The organism is Blastopirellula marina, assembly GCF_002967715.1.
Lineage (GTDB): Bacteria > Planctomycetota > Planctomycetia > Pirellulales > Pirellulaceae > Bremerella > Bremerella marina_B.
The window spans coordinates 504,035-520,419 of record NZ_PUIA01000017.1 but is presented as its reverse complement, the minus strand read 5'-3'; the positions used below and the strand labels follow the sequence as shown (position 1 = coordinate 520,419).

Sequence of the window (16,385 nt, the reverse complement as noted above, 5' to 3'; positions counted from 1 at the left end):
GGGGCTTTTGATTGGGGGATGGGGAGTCGCCGAGCTGGCGACAGGCGTATCGCGCGATAAGAAGGGGAGGGTTCTTGAAGGAGCCGGCGGCAAGGCCGTCTCGTGGGTTCGGGTTGTCGCCGGGATCGGACTGATGGGGTTTGGTATGTATAAGCTGTGGGTGGGTTAAATCTGTATGAATGATTCTGTACCTCCAGCCAAGAAAGCGTCGACCGGGTTCCGTGCTTTACGCAATGTGGTTGGCATTATTATCTTGCTGTTGGTCCTGGTACCGCGCCCTACGATTGGCTTACCACTGGCGGCCATCGCCGCTTTCGTGGGGGTGATCTATCTGGCGCAGCGATCGTTTCGCTGGGGGCGGGTCTTCGGAGGAATCGTTTGTGCGGTACTTCTGCTCGTTGTGGTAGGCTTTACGGTGGTGGCGGTCAGCGCCTATCAATCGCATCAGCAGCTACTTGCCAAACTCGCCGAGCATCGACATGCTTCGGTAGGCGTCGCGTTGTGGCCGTACCCGTTTGTCGACCGGCTTTCGGTCTCAGGCTCGGTCCGCGATGACGACCTGCGCAGCATGATTGAAATGCCGGAGCTACAGCTCTTGCAAAAGCTTCACCTGGAAAGCGACAATCTGACAGACGCGTGCTTGAAGGACGTCGGCGGGATTCGCGATTTGCAACTGCTGTTTATCGACGTCCGGGCGATCACCGACGAGGCAATCCTCGACTTCGAGCGAGACCACCCCGATTGCCGCGTGATCGCTTATGGCCGGAACTTGCACGCTCAGTAGGAAGACTTTCAGGTAATCGGAATGCAGCCGGTCCGGTGATGGCTGAAAGTTTGCTGCGGTTTGTCAGGTGCGTCGATTCCCCAGTCATGCCGTTTCGTTGACAGCACATTCAAAACATTTCTCGTAGGTGGGAAAGATCGCCATGGGTTTTCGGGTTTCGTGGGTTGCTTCACAAGGGATCGCAGCGGATGAAATACTTCGCGCGGCTGATCGCCAGCGGACCAAAAAGCGAGACGAGATTCTCGACTTGGGGTGGTACTTGTTGGAACTGCCCCCTTGGGTGCTGATCCTGGCCGACGGGCGCGACAGCTATCGGGATCTCGGTCGAACGTATGCCAAGAACCTGTCGGCTGGCGGACGCGAGACCCTCTTCTTCCGCTGCTCCGACACGTTCATGAAGACCGACCTGCGCTGCTATCGCGACGGCCAGGAAGCCTGGTCGATCATCTATAAGAGCGACGAAGAAACCAAAGAACCAACGATCAACGGCGAGCCGCCGCAACTGGTGCACGAGATCCTGGAGCGGCTGCGGGCGAAACAAGTGGAAGACGACGGCGCAGACCATATCTACGAATTGACCGCCGAAATGGGCCTGACGCTGACCGGCTTCCGCCACGATACCGACCCCGAAACGGACGACCCGCGGCCGTTTGTGGTTTTGAAGTAAGAGTAGGGTCGAACCTATTTGCGGCATTTTGTGTCTGACAGCGTGCAACCCCTTGTCCGTTCACTCAGGCTGATCACTATGTCTCGCTTTGCCACAACTCGTTTTGCTCCGCGCCGTTCGGCCCCGAAAGTTAAAGAGGGAAAGGTGCAGCGCAAGAATCGCTGGGCACCAACTCGCCGTGGTCCGCTTGTGCGCAGAGAACAGCCGGGCAGGGGGCACAAGCACTATATCTGCAAGAGCGATGTATTGAAGTTCATCGATTTGCTGCCGCAGTGGGAGGAACTGTCTGTCGGGTTAAACGAAATCATTTTGGCCGAAGCGCGAGAATTTACACAGGGCTGGTATCGGCCTGGCAAGGTCGCCATTTGTGCTTGGGAGAAAGAGCTTCTGCACGAGCAATACGGTTGTGACTTTCTGGACCACGAAGCCGTCTATCGTCGATTGGGCATTCCATTCGATCACCGAGAGAGCATCAAGTATCCGAACTCGGATGCCTACTACGTCCACTACGACAACCAGTCGCTGCGGGCTTACCTGCTGCTGCATATTTTTCTGCACGAGCTTGGACACCACCACGACCTGATCACTACCAAGCATCAAGACGATTGTGCGAGAGGGGAATCGTACGCCGAAGATTACGCGATCAAATACGAAACGCTTATCTTCGATCGCTACTGCGAAGCGTTTGATTATCACCGCGAGCCGATTGCCCATTAGATATCGATTGTCATGCCGTCCTACCGCAAAGACTCCGAAGGTTTCATCTGTTCGATCATTACCGGCCCGAGCCATGTATGGTTGAAGGTGTCTTTCGAGGAGAATTTCTCCGGCGAGCCTATGATCGTGCCGCTTCCGCCGCGGGGCGACTGCGAGCATGGAAGTATGCCGCTAGATGCCAAACTCGCAGCCGTTTTGGAAGGCATTACCGAGGCGAACGAAGAGTTCGGTTGCCATTTTCAGGCTGCGAGGATTTGGGTGGTTGAGAATGATACTCCGCGACATTCACTGTATCATTATGCGGCCTATTGCCTGGTGAAGCAGTTGAACGTGGACCCGACGGTCTTCGGTTAATGGTCGCCGGCCAAACTCTTAACTTGATCTTTCCCCACGCGATACGTTCTACTTGGCGGTAGGCATTTCGCAGGCTTCGTTGATGAGCGGGGGAATATCGTGTCGCAGGCAACCGAATCCATCAGCGTCTTCAGTTCCGGCAGCGCCAAGTATGAAGAGGCGTTTCTGGCGTTCTTGCACCATACCGATCAGAAGGTGCAGGCCAAGAGCAAGATTACCGAGGTGATCGATCGATTGGACGCGCTGCCAGGGCAAAGCGGGAAGGGGAAGTTTATCGACGTCGGGGCGGCGACCGGGGACGTGACGGCCTGGTTCATGCCGCGCTTCGATGAAACGATTTGCGTCGAGCCGAACACCCACTTCGAGTCAAGCATCCGGCAGCACTGCCCGGGGGCCGAGATCATTCAGAAGACGATCCTCGAGAACGACCCGGCTCGCCTGGCTGGGGCCAGCTTCATTCTGTGTTCGCACGTGCTGTACTACATCGATCCCGAGCAGCGACTGGAGAACCTGCAGGCGATGGCTCAGTGGCTAGGCGAGGGCGGGATCTTGTTGGTGATCTTACAGCAATCGACGACCGACTGCATGAAGATGCTGGACCACTTTTTGGACATGCACTTCGATCTGCCGGCGATCGCCGATCGGTTCGCCGCACAAAGCGGGGGCGCGTTTGACGTTTCGTTCGAGAAGATCGACAGCCACGTGACGACCAGCACGTTTGACGTCGCCTATCAGATCGCCGAGTTCATGCTGAACCTGTTGCCAATGATCAACCCGCCCAAGCGGTGCGATTTGGAAGCGTATATTCGCGAGCATTTTCAAACTGCCGACGGATACCGCTTCAGCTGCTCGCAAGACTTCTTAATTGTGCGGCGGAAGTAGTCGGGAACGCGGCCGCACGCCGGCTGGCATTTCGATCATTCTTACTGCTAAGGGGTTGCTGGTCTCCCCCTGAAGCCTGAGAATCCATTCGTGCTTATGTTTCACGGAACTCTATTGGCTGGGGATGACAGAGATGCGCGCACGACGTGGCTCGGGTAAGACGGTGGTGATTGTCATTTTGGCGGTCGTGGGGGCGATGTTTTTGATGTGCGCGGGGCTGGGTGTGGCGATCCTTTTGCCGGCGGTGCAGCAGGCCCGGGTCGCGGCGCAGCGTCAGGTTTCTATCAACAAGATGAAGCAGATCGGACTTGCACTGCACAATTACCACGACACCTATCTCTCGTTTCCTCCGGCATTCATTCCGGACGAGAATGGCCAGCCGCGTACCTCGTGGCGGGCCTCGATCTTGCCATTCATGGTGGAGGGCTACGCCGATGAATACGATTACAACACCGCGTGGGACGATCCCGGAAATCAGGTCGCCGCGACAACGTTTCGCGATGCTTTTGCCAGCCCCCACGTGACTCAAGAAGGTTACACGCCGTACGTCGCCGTGGTGGGGCCGCGAACCGCGATCAATGCCCAAGGACGTACAGGGTTTAGGGATGTTATCGACGGAACCTCGAACACCATTTTCATCATCGAAGATGTCAATCATCCGGTGAAATGGAGCTCGCCGAATGATATTTCGCCAGACGAAGTGTTACAGCGTTACCAGCAAGGAGACTTCCCGGAATCAGGCATTCTGGTATTGATGGCCGATGGAGCAGTGCGGCTGGTGCCCCCGGGCCAGGCGAAAGCGCTGGAACTGTTGATGGACCGGGCCGACGGGCAACCCATTCCGATCGATTTTTAGGCGGAAGCAGCGAGGGATAAGGTAGGCGACAGCGAAGCGAGCCAGTTCGATTTATGTCACACGCGTTTTCACCTTGGAGGCCAATATGAACGTCTCAACTATGATCAAAGTGGTTTGCCTGATGGCAATCACCCTCACCCTGGGCTGCAATCGGTACGAAGCCCAACTAAGAGAAGCGGAACAGGCACGCCTGGTCGCCGAAGAGAGAGTGGCCGAGGCGGAAGAGATGCGCGATGCGGCAGAGCAAGCGCGAAACAAGGCAGAAGAACTTGCTAACGATCTGGAGGTCGTACGCGACGACTTAACCACCACCAACAAGATGTTGGACGATGCCAAGTCCGCGTTGGCCAAGGCTAATGAGGACCTGCGGAAAGCACTGACTGAGAATGAACAGCTTCGACAGGAGCTCGCTGCGCTGAAGGCCGCTCCAGAGAAACCGGCCGACGAGTAACGCTTGCTGCCCCTTGATTCTTTCGCGCAGGGGGCATGTATCAAAAAATCAACATCGGTGCATAACAGAAGCAGCTAGCCGCACGCGATGTTTTCTTTTGGCCTCAAATGTCGGATTCAGGCTACTTGGACTTGAGCCATTCTGTGGATTTTTTCAGAATCCCTGCCCGCTCGATTTGACGCCAGGGAAGGCGCGACCGACATTACCGCAGGACTTTGCGGAGGGGGTTGATAGCAGGCAAGGAATGCCGGCATCGCCTTCTAGTGAGTCTCTCTACTCCCCAGCGTGACCGGGCAGCCAGCTATCGGCAGCAAGGTGACCCACGTCACGCACTGCTTATCACGGCGACCGCGCCTTAAACCGCGCAGGCAGCTACGTTCCTGCTGGCATGCATGCAGCCGAGCTCCCAGGCAAGTATCGGGACGGCTAGCAGCGGCCAGCAAGCACTTATCCAAACCATCGGCTCGGTTGGAATCGAGCCCCGAGGTGAAACTAGGAGCAGCGAAGGTGGGAAGTTTCGATAGTGACAATCCCGAGGTACGACCCGGGCTAGCACAATGGCTCTCTGGCGGCGGCAATTCCAAGCGTTCGAAAAAGAACTCGCGCCGCGACAAAAATCGCTCTAGCAAACAACAAAACGCCAATACCATCGAAACGCTGGAAGTCCGCAGCATGATGGCGGGCGATACGATCTCTTCAATCTGGTTCGAGGACGTCGCCGGCGAAAGCTACCAGCGCAGCGGCGGCGGTTACACGACCGATTCAAGCGGCGTGATCCAACAGTCGACTTCCGATCCTTACACCAACGACTGGATCGTGCAGCTTTCCAGTGACGTGGCTAGTACTCTTACGTCCGTTTCGCAAGTTAGTTCACTGCTGGCCGGAAGTGGTTTTCAGGTCGAAGTGGTCCGCGGTCTCGGTTTGGTCGGTCAGCTGCTGGTTCGCAGCGAAGGGGCATCCGCTGAAGACGTCGGTGCGTGGTTCTCTTCACTGGATGTGGTCAGCGGTTTTGAACTCGACATCGCTTCGGTCTTCAACATCACACCGAACGATGCCAGCTACTCTTCCACCTACGGCATGAATCAGATCGACGCGCCGGAGGCCTGGAACAAAACAACCGGTTCCGACAGCGTGGTGGTCGGCATTATTGATACGGGCGTCGACTACACGCACCCCGACCTGGTCGGCAACATCTGGACCAACCCGGGCGAGATCGCCGGCAACGGGATCGACGACGACGGCAACGGCTTTGTCGACGACGTGCACGGGTTCGACTTTGTGAACAACGATGGCGACCCGATGGACGACAACCATCACGGAACGCACGTCGCCGGCACGATTGCCGCTCAGGGGAATAACGGACGCGGCGTCAGTGGTGTGGCCTGGAACACTTCGATCATGGCGCTGAAGTTTCTCTCGGCCAGTGGGGCCGGGTACACTTCCGACGCGATACGGGCGATCAACTACGCCACCATGATGCGAACCCAGTACGGCGTGAACATTCGCGTGCTGAACAACAGCTGGGGTGGCGGTGGTTACAGCAGTTCGCTGGAAGCGGCCATCAAGGCCAGCGAGCAGGCCGACATTTTGTTTGTCGCCGCGGCTGGTAACGACGGCACGAACAACGACGCGAGCCCTCACTATCCGTCGAACTACTACGTCAGCAACGTGATCTCGGTGGCTGCTACCGATCAGAACGACAACCTGGCCAGCTTCAGCAACTACGGCGCGAGCACGGTCGACATTGCTGCCCCAGGCGTGGGCATCTACAGTACGATCGCCGGCGGCTACTATGCTTCGTTCTCGGGGACCAGCATGGCCACGCCACACGTCTCCGGCGTGGCGGCGTTGGCGTTCGCTTACGATCCCGATGCCACGGCGGCGGAAGTGAAAGCGGCCATCCTGGGTGGTGGCGATCTGATCTCGGGACTCAGCGGCAAGGTCGCGACCGGCATGCGATTGAACGCCGCTGGCACGCTCGACCTGTTGAACCCCAGCAGTGGCAGCCCGATCACCAATCCCACGCCAGATCCTGAACCAGAGCCAGAGCCGGAACCCAACAAAGCTCCGACCTTGGGCAGTGTATCGACCGACCCTAGCACGGTTTACCTGGGGGAAACCAACACGATCACCATCACGGCCAAGAACGTGGCCGACGCCGACGGTAGCGTCTCGAAGGTGACCTTCTACCGCGATTCGAACGGCAACGGGAAGTGGGATGCGACCGACTCGGTGTTGGGCAGCGATTCGACCATCAGTGGCGGACTGGCCAGCCTGACGATCAGCAATCCATTTACCGCGGCCGGCAACCAACTGATCTTTGCCCAAGCCACCGATAACGAAGGGGCGAAGAGCAACCTGGTGGCCACTACGGTCACGATCGTTCAGCCAGACGATTACGCGAACACGGCTGCCGGGGCGACGCTCGTTTCAGTTGGCGGTTCCAAGAGTGGAAAAGTGAATTACGCTGGCGACGTCGATTACTTCCGCTTCAGCGCGGTGGCTGGCACGACGTATGTCATCGATACCAGTCACAGCACGCTGGCCGGTTCCGAGCTGACCTTGTACGGCGGCAGCGGCACAACGCAGTTGGCACAAGACTCGAGCACTTCCGGCTCGAAGATCGTGTGGACCGCCAGCAGCAGCGGCACGGTTTACCTGGCGGTAAAGGGTGCTACCAGTTCGTACACCGGCGACTACACGCTGAAGATTGCCGAGTCGTCTCCGTTCGAGCTAAAGAGCGGCACGCTGGCCATCCTGGGTACCGACGGCAACGACACCATTTCGGTCAATCACACCGGCACGACGGTTACCGTGACCATGAACGGGAAGTCGTCGAGCTTCAGCGCTTCGCAAGTGAAGAAGATCACCTTCGACGGCGGGGCAGGGACCGACTCGGCTCGCTTCTACGGAACCAGCGGCAAAGAAACCTGGGTGTTCCGCGGCGATACGATGACTGTCTACGGCAGTGGTTTCACCTGGAGCACCGACAACGTCGAGTACAACTACGGTGGTGCCAGCAGCACCGACAGTGTGACCTTCCTCGATACGGTCGCCAACGATTCGTTCACCAGCAGTCCAACCAAGTCGTCGATGACCGGCAGCGGTTATAAGAACGAAGTGGCCGGGGCAAAGTCGGTAATGGCCCGGGCCATTTACGGCGGGATCGATACGGCCATGCTGTACGATTCGAGCGGGAACGACTACTTCATCGGCCGTGGAACGGACAGCTACATGCTGACCTCCAACTCGTCGATCTCGACCTATGGCTTCGAACGCACCAACGTTTACAGCACCGGCGGAAACGATCAGGCCTACCTGTACGACTCGAAGGGGAACGACACGTTCACTTCGTACGGTTCGTCGAGTGTCTTGAGTGGTTCAGGCTACACGAATACCGTTTACAACTACGATCGCGTTCTGGCGATCGCCATGAACGGTGGTAACGACACGGCCACGTTCTACGATACGGCCGGCAACGATGTGTACATCGCTCGCGGTAATCAGGCCACCATGTATGGTGCGGATTATTACGTGATGGCCCAGGGGTTCAATCGTACGGCAGCCGTTTCGACCAAAGGGGGCTCCGATCAGGCGTTCTTCTACGATACTCGCGGCAACGACACGTTCTACAGCCGTACGGTCGAAAGTTCGATGGCTGGGCAAGGTTATGCCAACACGGCACGCGGCTTTGAACGCATCAACGCGATCGCCACGGCAGGCGGACATGACGTGGCGTATCTGTTCGATACCCAGGCCGATGACAAACTTATCGCTCGGTCAAATTACGCGACCCTACAAGGGGACAATTTTTCGAGTTACGCTGCCGGTTTTGACGTTGTGAATGCGTACTCAACTGAAGGTTCTGACAAAACTTATGTCAGCGACATCGACTTTCTTATGCAATACTTTGGTGAGTGGGATGATTAACACGACCTCTTAATCACCCTTGATGCTTATCCTCTGCTCCCGCCAAACTTGGGCAGTTTCCCACCCACCCCACCGTCGACCTACCCCAATCGCCCGGACCGCCCTGGTCGGGGCGATTTTTTTGTTCTTGCTCGCTTTCGCTCTGGTCCCCTCGCCCTGGAGTACCGGGGCGAGGGGACCAGAGGAGATGTTTGTTGAAATCTCTGTCGAAACCGAGCAAAATAGGATGACCTGCCCAAGCTTCGCTCTTGCTGCGTTCTCTACTCTCAAGGTTTCCTCCATGTATCGTGCAATTACTGCGCTAGTTATCTCCGTGGGCATGTTTGCCGCATTGGCTTGGGCTGAATCGCGTAATTGGACCGATTCGACCGGGCAGTTCAACATCGAAGCCGAGTTTGTCGAGTACTCGCAAGGGGACGTCACGCTTAAGAAGTCGGACGGCGAGACGATCGTCGTCCCGATGAACAAGCTCAGCAAAGCCGACCAGGCATGGATTCGTGCACTCCTTCGCGAAAGACTGGCCGAACGGAAAGCGGCCGAGATGCGTCCCGCTGAGAATCGCCCTGGCGAGATGCGATCTAACGAGAATCGCCCGACGCGTGGCGGTAGAGAGCCGGATAGAAAAGAGGATGACAGCCCGGTAGCTAAGTTCGGTGAACCAGGCGACTGGCTGCAATGGCGCGGGCCAGACTCAAACAACATTGCCCCAGGGCCAGCGGCACCGACGCAGTGGAACGAGACCGAGAATGTGAAGTGGAAGGTCGAGGTCCCTGGCCGCGGTCACTCGTCGCCGATCATCGTGGGAGACCTTATTGTTTTGACCACCGCCAACGAAGGCCGCCAAACGGCCAGCGTGTTGGCGTTCGACAAGATGACCGGTAAGTCTGTCTGGCAGACGCCTGTCTTTCAGGGAGGTTTTCAGGGAGAGATTCATCCCAAGAATACGCACGCGACATCGACCGTCGCCTCGAACGGGAAGCAACTGTTTGTTGTTTTCATTCAGAACCAATCGGTGCAGTTGATCGCGCTCGATCTTCAGGGCAAGCTGCAGTGGCAGGTCAACGCCGGTCCGTACGTGCCCGATCAGTACAAGTTCGGCTATGGGCCATCTCCGATTCTGTATGGCGACTCGGTGATTGTCGCGTCGGAATATGAGAAAGGGTGGCTGGGGGCGTTCGCCCAGGCCAATGGACAGTCGCGCTGGAAACAGCCCCGCGCAGGGATCTCGTTCAGCAGCCCGGTGGTGGCCAAGATCGGTGGCAAGGATCAGTTGCTCATTAGTGGTCTCAAATCGGTATCGGCTTACAGCCCTAAGACAGGCGAGCCCCTTTGGTCGGCACCTGGGACCACCAACGCCACGTGCGGCACGATGGTATGGGAAGGGGATACGGTCTTTGCCAGCGGTGGGTACCCCGATGCCCAGACGGTAGCCGTGAAAGGAGGCCAGGTGCAGTGGTCCAACAACGAGAAGTGCTACGAACAGTCGATGCTGGCCTACGATGGGCACGTTTACGCGATGAACGATAACGGCATCTTCTTCTGCTGGAACGGCCAGACCGGTGAAGAGAAATGGAAGACCCGCTTGGGCGGACCGGTTAGCGCGTCGCCGCTGCTAAGTGGCGGTAACATCTATGCCGCCAACGAAAAGGGGGACGTGTGGGTAATTAAAGCCAGTCCCGATAGCTATGAACTAGTCGCGGAAAACCGACTGGGAGACGAGATCTTCGCCACCCCGATCGTCAGCGAGGGACGTCTGTATGCTCGCTATGCCGACAGTTCTCAGGGGAAGCGGCAAGAGTATCTGATTTGCATTGAGCAGCAGTAACCGGCGGCGTTGGAGCGACTATCAGCACACCGGCAAAACAAACGCGTAGCGGAAAGAACGTCCCCCAGACCAGCAGCAGTTGGATCGCTGAGGCGGGATATATGATGATGAGGTAGGCTCCTTCTTCCAGGGGAAGCGTCCTCTCGAAGAGCATCAACACGCCCAGGATGACGCAGGCAAAGATGGTCCATAGCAACAGCGAGACGACGATCATCGCGGTTAGCCCTTTCCGACCACGCATGATGGTTGCCAGGCCAATTGGTAACAGGTAAATCCCGCAACCGATGGCATACGTGATGAACGCGATCTCTTGGGCTTGTTCCCAGTAATCTAGGCTGGTGGCCTCGGCCAGACGCAGCATCCACAGAAAGATCCCCAGCAGCACGGTCAGAGCCAGGATCTCGGCGAGCGAGAACTGGGGCGACCATCGTTGCGGCTTCGGCGGAACGCCGAAGAGCCACGCCGATGCCAACATAAGCGCCGAAAGTGTCGCGGCTTCCAGCAGAAACCAGGAGATAGTTCCGACCGACTGGTCGTCCAGAATGAGCATCAGCATGGCGAGAATAGCGAGCATACCGGTGACGAAGGTCAGTCTGCGGACAAACGCTGGCAGACCTCCGGCAAGCAGGAAGAAGGTCAGCATGCCGGTATGAGCGAAGGGACCGGAGAGCATCGACCAGATCATCCAGTCGATGCTACCGAAGTCGCCAGCCGCCCAGAGGCCGACCGCGTAGGGAGATGCGTTCAGTGCTACCACCCACACGATCACCAGCCACTGCCACGCGGTGGGCCATTTCCAACGGCTGGTCACTGGGGGAGCGTCGTTCATTGCATCTCGGCGAAGTCTTCTTCGGTCTCAGATGGAATTCGTTTCTGTGCCGTTTGTTCGACCGGCTTCACTGCGGGAGGCGTCTGCCTCACGAGCACACCAGGGAAAGCGGCAACCAACGGGATCATGATGGCCAGTGCCATTACTGTTTGGCCGATGTGGGCGGCATAGAACAACTCGATATCTCCACCGCTCAGTCTGAGCAGGTCGAAGGTCGTTGCTTCGATCGGTGGAATGAGCACGACGGCCAACAGAAGCATGATCGCGGAAAACACCTGCGGTCCCTTGCCTCGGACGAGAAGCGGCAACAGCGTTAGCGTCATCAACCCGCCTGTGTAAAGTGAAAACACCAGGAAGTGGGCACCTGCCTGCGAAGCCCATTGGGTCCATTCCCAGGTGTAAATTTCTGACACCAAACGGATGACGGCAAAGGTTACTCCAATCAAGCCAATGCTGACCACGATTTCCCAGAGAGCAATCCTCACGCTCCAGGTCGAGTGGATTGGCAAAATGGAACCAGCGCAGCCAAGCCCTAGCATGGCCAACGCAGTCAACGCGGTTGTGGCGGCCAGCCCCGGCGTGAAACCCACGGCGCTTTCACCACTGCCCATCCCCATCAATGCGACTAAGAGGCTTTGACCGACAAGCATCCCTAGCAGCCGCAACCAAACCGGCCCCATGCCAGCTGTCAGCCAAATGCCCAGCAGCGAAGCGACGACAAACGGACCAACCAGGACGAACCAGAAGTCGTCCATAATCCACGGACCCAGAAGCAATAGGATGAGAACCCCGGCGAAGACGGACACAATCCAAATCAAGGCAACCCATTGCCATTTGGTCCACTTCATGCGACTTGAATCCCCCTAAGTTGATCGACGAAAAGCACTTCTATCGTATCGCCTGGGCTGGCTCCTTACCAAATACGCGTCATTTCACCCAGTTAGGTCTATTTATCTTGTTGTGAGTTGTGGGGGTTTGGGGCGAGTTGGTTTCGGCGTAGGGATTGAATCAAACGCATAAAATGAACGCCCAGCGAACTTGTTGAAGAAATAAGCATCCATAAAGGTACGTGCACCTCGCTTGAGCATTGTTAATGTTGTACCCCGTCAGCGGCCTGTGATCCGGCTTGGTTTCGCTTTTTTAAAAGTCAACCAGCTTTTAGGGTTACGGTCGGTTCGCGGGAACCAACACCGTGTTTTGGCACGTATTTCGCGTACCGAGTTTTTCAGCATTCCGGAATGCGAACGAAAACCCTGCGCACCGTAGCTCCGCAGAAGGATCGCGGAACTCTCCATTTCCAACGACTGGTACTAGGGAGACGAGCATGACCTCGTTCGTAGTCGCGTCCATCTTAACGATGGCGTCGATGGGGGCTTCCCCTGTCGAAACCCATGTGGTCGACCGTGTCGATCTCGTGGAAATCAATCACTTGTACGACCTGCAAGGTCGGCTCGTAATCAATCAACTCATTTTCTACCAATGGGATAGTGCATCCCAGCGATTTCAGGTCCGCGCCTGGCGGCTGCTGAAGACGGACGATCAGCTTCCTCGCAAGTCGTGGAACCAAGACCAGTTCATCTGCCACTGGCGCGATATGAACGTCCACCGCAAGGTTTACGCCGATAACGTGCGTGAAACCTGGACTACCTACGATCCAGAAGTGATGGAGCGAAACATGTTTCCGATAGAACAGCGGAACGAGTTAAGCCAGCCAGATCACCTCTCTGGGCGTTTAGCCAAAGCAGAATCGAGCGAGGAGTAATCTCCCCCAGCCAATCACCGTACGAAATATCGACTGCCGGCCCGGGCAAACGCCGGATTTAATGAGCTGCCGCGGGGACTACAATAGGAAAGGCCTCTCACCCCTTCCTACCCCCAGGCAGCTTTTCCATGTTTATTGCGTACGGACAACAGGGTCTGCGAATCGCATCGTCCGATGGCCGGACCTGGTCTGAACCGATCGTCGAAAAGAACAACTATTACTTTCGAGGATGCGAGTTCGCCAAGGGAAGTTTCCTGACATTCGCGACCTACGGTGGGAAGATGCTTTTCTTTTCTTCCCCCGATGGCATGAACTGGGAGCAGCAAAGCGAACATGAAGTCGACGGGCGAATGTATGACATCGCCTATGGAGCCGATCGCTATCTCTTAGTGGGCGGCAACACCGATGGCCATTGGACAACGGTCATGATCAGTAAGGACGGTACCCACTGGGAAGGGCCGACCAAGTTCGACAAGCAGCCTCTCTTGCTGCGAGTAGCGTATGGCAACGATCAATTCGTCGCCGTGGGGGTCAAAGGGCGCGTTGCTGTCAGTAAGGACGGCACCGAGTGGAAAGATGCCGAAGCGCTTCCGGAGCTCGATACGTTCATCGACATCGCGTACGGCAACGGAGTCTATGTCGGAGCAGGCTTGCACGGGCTGCGTATGACCAGCGAGGACGGCCTGGTGTGGACTAGTCGCGAGGTGGGCCGAGAAGGGGAGCACATCAACTCGCTGCTTTGGACCGGCCAACAGTTCGTGGGCGTCGGTCTAGGGGCGACCTACTTTTCCGCCGATGGCAGATCGTGGCGTCGCGTTGAAAACGAGAACGCTCCGGAAAGCTGCACCTACGGTGACGGGCTCTATCTGGGCTCGGCCTGGAAGGGACGCGTGTTGATCTCAGAAGATGCCATCCACTGGCAAGAGTTGTTCCGCGCCCCCGAGCACGTCAACGGAATTGCCTACGGCGCGACCTCTTGAGCATTGGTTCAAGACACCTCTTCTTTGGCGTGGCTACCACTCTTCGTGTTGGGCTTTTTCCAGATCTTTCACGTACGCCTGCTCGACGACGTAGGCGGCCCAGGTCGTGTAGCAAAACCAGAGTAGTCCTCCCACGCAAGCAACGCCTTGCAGGGCGAAGGATGGTGGAAACCAAAACAGCAAGCCTATCGCAGCCAGGCCCAGCACCATCGATGGTATCGCCGTCAGGCGGGCGATCTGTTGGCCGAGCGTGTGGGGTGTGAGGAAGTGCCCGGCGACAAACGCATACAAGACGGTGTACAGATAGCGGCCCAAGTCATAGGCGGCGTCGTGTTCCTGGTAGTCGTCTTGGTCGAACATGGGGAGCTTAATTGTGGATCGAGGTCCGATACGGCATTCTACCCAGTGTTTCGTCCGGTGGGCGTAAATATTGTTGTGGTAGAACTTCGGCGCGTGACTTGCACGACTGGGTTATCATAGATTCGATAACCTAATCCAAACGCTTTCCGGGGAAACTTGCGGTCTCATGGCGTCGTTAATACCCATCTTCTCTCTATTTATGGTCATTCTCATGTCGCTGATGGTCGTTCGCATTGCGACCATGGCATTGGTGCTGACGGGGATCTCGCACCAGTTGGCTCAGTTTCAAGCGCGATCGGCATTTACCGGGGCAGGCTTCACCACCTCGGAATCGGACAAGGTGACGCAGCACCCGGTCCGGCGAAAGATCATCATGATGCTGATGCTATTGGGGAACGCCGGGATTGTCACCGCGATGAGCTCGCTGATGCTTTCGTTCATCAATACCCGCGACGAAAACACGGTGAACGTATGGGTGAACTTCGGCATCCTGGGTCTCGGGCTGATGATTCTGTGGTTCGTCAGCCGTAGCCAGTGGGTCGATCATCGCTTGAATAACCTGGTCGAGTGGGCGCTGCGGCGGTGGACCGATTTGGAAGTGGCCGACTACCAGAGCTTGCTTCACCTGGGGCACGGGTTCATGGTGATCGAGATGGTCGTGGAAGAAACCGACTGGCTCGTCGAACGCGACCTGGCCGGCCTGCGTCTTTCAGAAGAAGGGGTGCTGGTCCTGGGAATTGAACGCCCCGGTGCCGACTACATTGGCATCCCCCGCGGTCATACGAGGCTGCAAGCAGGCGATACGGTCATTCTGTACGGACAACGCGATGTGCTGATGAACCTGGACGAACGCCGCGCGGGTTCCCGCGGCAATTGGGACCATCACAAGGCGGTCGATAAGACGCTGCAAGCACAACGCGAACAGGCGGAACTCGAGCAGGGATCGGAGAAGCTTGAGAAGTGAGCGGCGAAATAAAGATGCATCTGCCGATTGAGAGTGCTATGATCACCCGCTTTCCCGACGATTCCCTTGCCTTCGCAAAGCCACGTGACCGATACGCCCTCTCATTCCGACCTTCCCCAAAAGCATCCTGCCAGACTTTCTGGTCGTGAGCTTGAAGCGTGGTATGCTCGCGATGTGCCTGCGCCGAAACAGCTACCGAATGCTGCACAGCTAGGCATGCGAGTGTGGGGTAAGTCGCTGCGGATCCTGCTGTGGCTGACACTTGTTGCCGTGGGTAGTTCGTTTGTAGCACCGTTCGCCGTTTTAGGGGCGGGTGTGCTCGGCGTTTGGCTGGTCATCGGCCGCGAGAACTTATGGCTGCGTATTATCGTTATCGTCGCCTACCTCTTGCCAACCCTTCTGTTCTCGGAAGAATATACGCCTTTTTCGTTCATGATTCTCCTTGTGCTGGGTAGTTCAATTCTAATAGGCTATCTGGCGAACATGATTCTCAAGTTGCTCTGCAACGTTCCGATCCCCAGCATGCAGTTCGGACTTTGGGAAGTGGGAGGTTGGATGCTGGCGTTGAGTTTGGTGTTTACCTACTGTCGATTGGCCAACATCCCACCCGATTATCTCAATCGATTCGGAATCTTTGTGATCGTGACAAGTTCCGCATGTATCGCGCTGAATGTCGTTCTGGCTTGCTGTCCGTTCTTTATCCCGAAGCCGCTGCGATTTGATGAACTATGGAACGTTGCGATCGTCTCGCAGTTCTTGCTAATGCCACTTGTCGAGTGGACCGTCTGTTGTGTGATTGGTGTGCTGCTGATGAATAAGGATTCGTCGACCATGGGCACCATCTTCTTTTTTTTGTACATCATGCATGTCATTGGAATCATCTTTGTGATGTTGGTTGCCTATCCAATGGACAAAGATGGCTACTTCCGAGACGAAGCAACCGAGAAAGAGTTGACCTGATTCGCGCCAGGAATTCGTTTCGGGAGTAGACTACTCTGGCACCAAGCAGTGATCGGGGTGGTCG

General features: G+C 56.8%; 16 protein-coding genes. 13 read left to right on the top strand and 3 right to left on the bottom strand.

Going from position 1 to position 16,385, the window contains the following annotated elements; genetic code table 11:
- Positions 1-175: 175 nt before the first annotated feature.
- From C5Y96_RS08100 to C5Y96_RS08060, 9 genes are all read left to right on the top strand, one after another.
- Positions 176-784 carry a hypothetical protein gene (locus C5Y96_RS08100; RefSeq protein ID WP_105351781.1) on the top strand — a complete coding sequence of 203 codons (609 nt, stop codon included), beginning with the start codon at positions 176-178 and terminating at the stop codon, positions 782-784.
- 142 nt (positions 785-926) lie between these two features.
- Positions 927-1,451, top strand: coding sequence for a hypothetical protein (locus tag C5Y96_RS08095; RefSeq protein ID WP_105351780.1), 525 nt, complete (start codon positions 927-929; stop codon positions 1,449-1,451).
- 144 nt (positions 1,452-1,595) lie between these two features.
- On the top strand, positions 1,596-2,168 hold the full coding sequence (locus C5Y96_RS08090) for a hypothetical protein (protein ID WP_158261135.1): 573 nt from the start codon (positions 1,596-1,598) through the stop codon (positions 2,166-2,168).
- A gap of 12 nt (positions 2,169-2,180) precedes the next feature.
- Positions 2,181-2,522, top strand: coding sequence for a hypothetical protein (locus C5Y96_RS08085; RefSeq protein WP_105351778.1), 342 nt, complete (start codon positions 2,181-2,183; stop codon positions 2,520-2,522).
- Between the two features lie 99 nt (positions 2,523-2,621).
- A complete protein-coding gene (locus C5Y96_RS08080) occupies positions 2,622-3,404 on the top strand; it encodes a class I SAM-dependent methyltransferase (RefSeq protein ID WP_105351777.1) in 783 nt (260 codons plus the stop codon).
- Positions 3,405-3,537: 133 nt separating this feature from the next.
- Positions 3,538-4,260, top strand: a complete 723-nt coding sequence (locus tag C5Y96_RS08075; RefSeq protein WP_158261134.1) for a DUF1559 domain-containing protein — start codon at positions 3,538-3,540, stop codon at positions 4,258-4,260.
- 85 nt (positions 4,261-4,345) lie between these two features.
- Positions 4,346-4,711: a hypothetical protein gene (locus C5Y96_RS08070; RefSeq protein ID WP_105351774.1), complete on the top strand. Its 366-nt coding sequence runs from the start codon at positions 4,346-4,348 to the stop codon at positions 4,709-4,711.
- 507 nt (positions 4,712-5,218) lie between these two features.
- Complete coding sequence (locus C5Y96_RS08065) at positions 5,219-8,641, top strand: S8 family peptidase (protein WP_199188643.1); 3,423 nt, start codon at positions 5,219-5,221, stop codon at positions 8,639-8,641.
- A gap of 280 nt (positions 8,642-8,921) precedes the next feature.
- Positions 8,922-10,466, top strand: coding sequence for a PQQ-binding-like beta-propeller repeat protein (locus C5Y96_RS08060; protein ID WP_158261133.1), 1,545 nt, complete (start codon positions 8,922-8,924; stop codon positions 10,464-10,466).
- Here C5Y96_RS08060 and C5Y96_RS08055 read toward each other — a convergent pair.
- A complete protein-coding gene (locus C5Y96_RS08055) occupies positions 10,381-11,295 on the bottom strand; it encodes a hypothetical protein (RefSeq protein ID WP_105351769.1) in 915 nt (304 codons plus the stop codon). The two genes, C5Y96_RS08060 and C5Y96_RS08055, sit on opposite strands and share 86 nt — an antisense overlap.
- Positions 11,292-12,143 carry a hypothetical protein gene (locus C5Y96_RS08050; protein WP_105351766.1) on the bottom strand — a complete coding sequence of 284 codons (852 nt, stop codon included), beginning with the start codon at positions 12,141-12,143 and terminating at the stop codon, positions 11,292-11,294. The genes C5Y96_RS08055 and C5Y96_RS08050 overlap by 4 nt, the downstream gene beginning before the upstream one ends.
- Before the next feature lie 476 nt (positions 12,144-12,619).
- Here C5Y96_RS08050 and C5Y96_RS08045 point away from each other — a divergent pair, with 476 nt between their 5' ends.
- Entirely contained in the window at positions 12,620-13,057 is a 438-nt protein-coding gene (locus C5Y96_RS08045; RefSeq protein WP_105351763.1) for a hypothetical protein, read from the top strand.
- Positions 13,058-13,185: 128 nt separating this feature from the next.
- Positions 13,186-14,037, top strand: a complete 852-nt coding sequence (locus tag C5Y96_RS08040) for a sialidase family protein (protein ID WP_105351761.1) — start codon at positions 13,186-13,188, stop codon at positions 14,035-14,037.
- A gap of 33 nt (positions 14,038-14,070) precedes the next feature.
- Here C5Y96_RS08040 and C5Y96_RS08035 read toward each other — a convergent pair whose 3' ends face one another.
- Positions 14,071-14,397, bottom strand: a complete 327-nt coding sequence (locus tag C5Y96_RS08035; RefSeq protein ID WP_105351758.1) for a hypothetical protein — start codon at positions 14,395-14,397, stop codon at positions 14,071-14,073.
- Between the two features lie 166 nt (positions 14,398-14,563).
- On the opposite strand from C5Y96_RS08035, the gene C5Y96_RS08030 reads away from it, so the two are divergent.
- Both C5Y96_RS08030 and C5Y96_RS08025 read left to right on the top strand, forming a co-directional pair.
- Positions 14,564-15,361 carry a TrkA C-terminal domain-containing protein gene (locus C5Y96_RS08030; RefSeq protein WP_105351755.1) on the top strand — a complete coding sequence of 266 codons (798 nt, stop codon included), beginning with the start codon at positions 14,564-14,566 and terminating at the stop codon, positions 15,359-15,361.
- A gap of 84 nt (positions 15,362-15,445) precedes the next feature.
- Positions 15,446-16,321 (top strand): hypothetical protein, encoded by an 876-nt coding sequence (locus C5Y96_RS08025; RefSeq protein WP_146115565.1) that lies wholly within the window; start codon positions 15,446-15,448, stop codon positions 16,319-16,321.
- Positions 16,322-16,385: the final 64 nt, after the last annotated feature.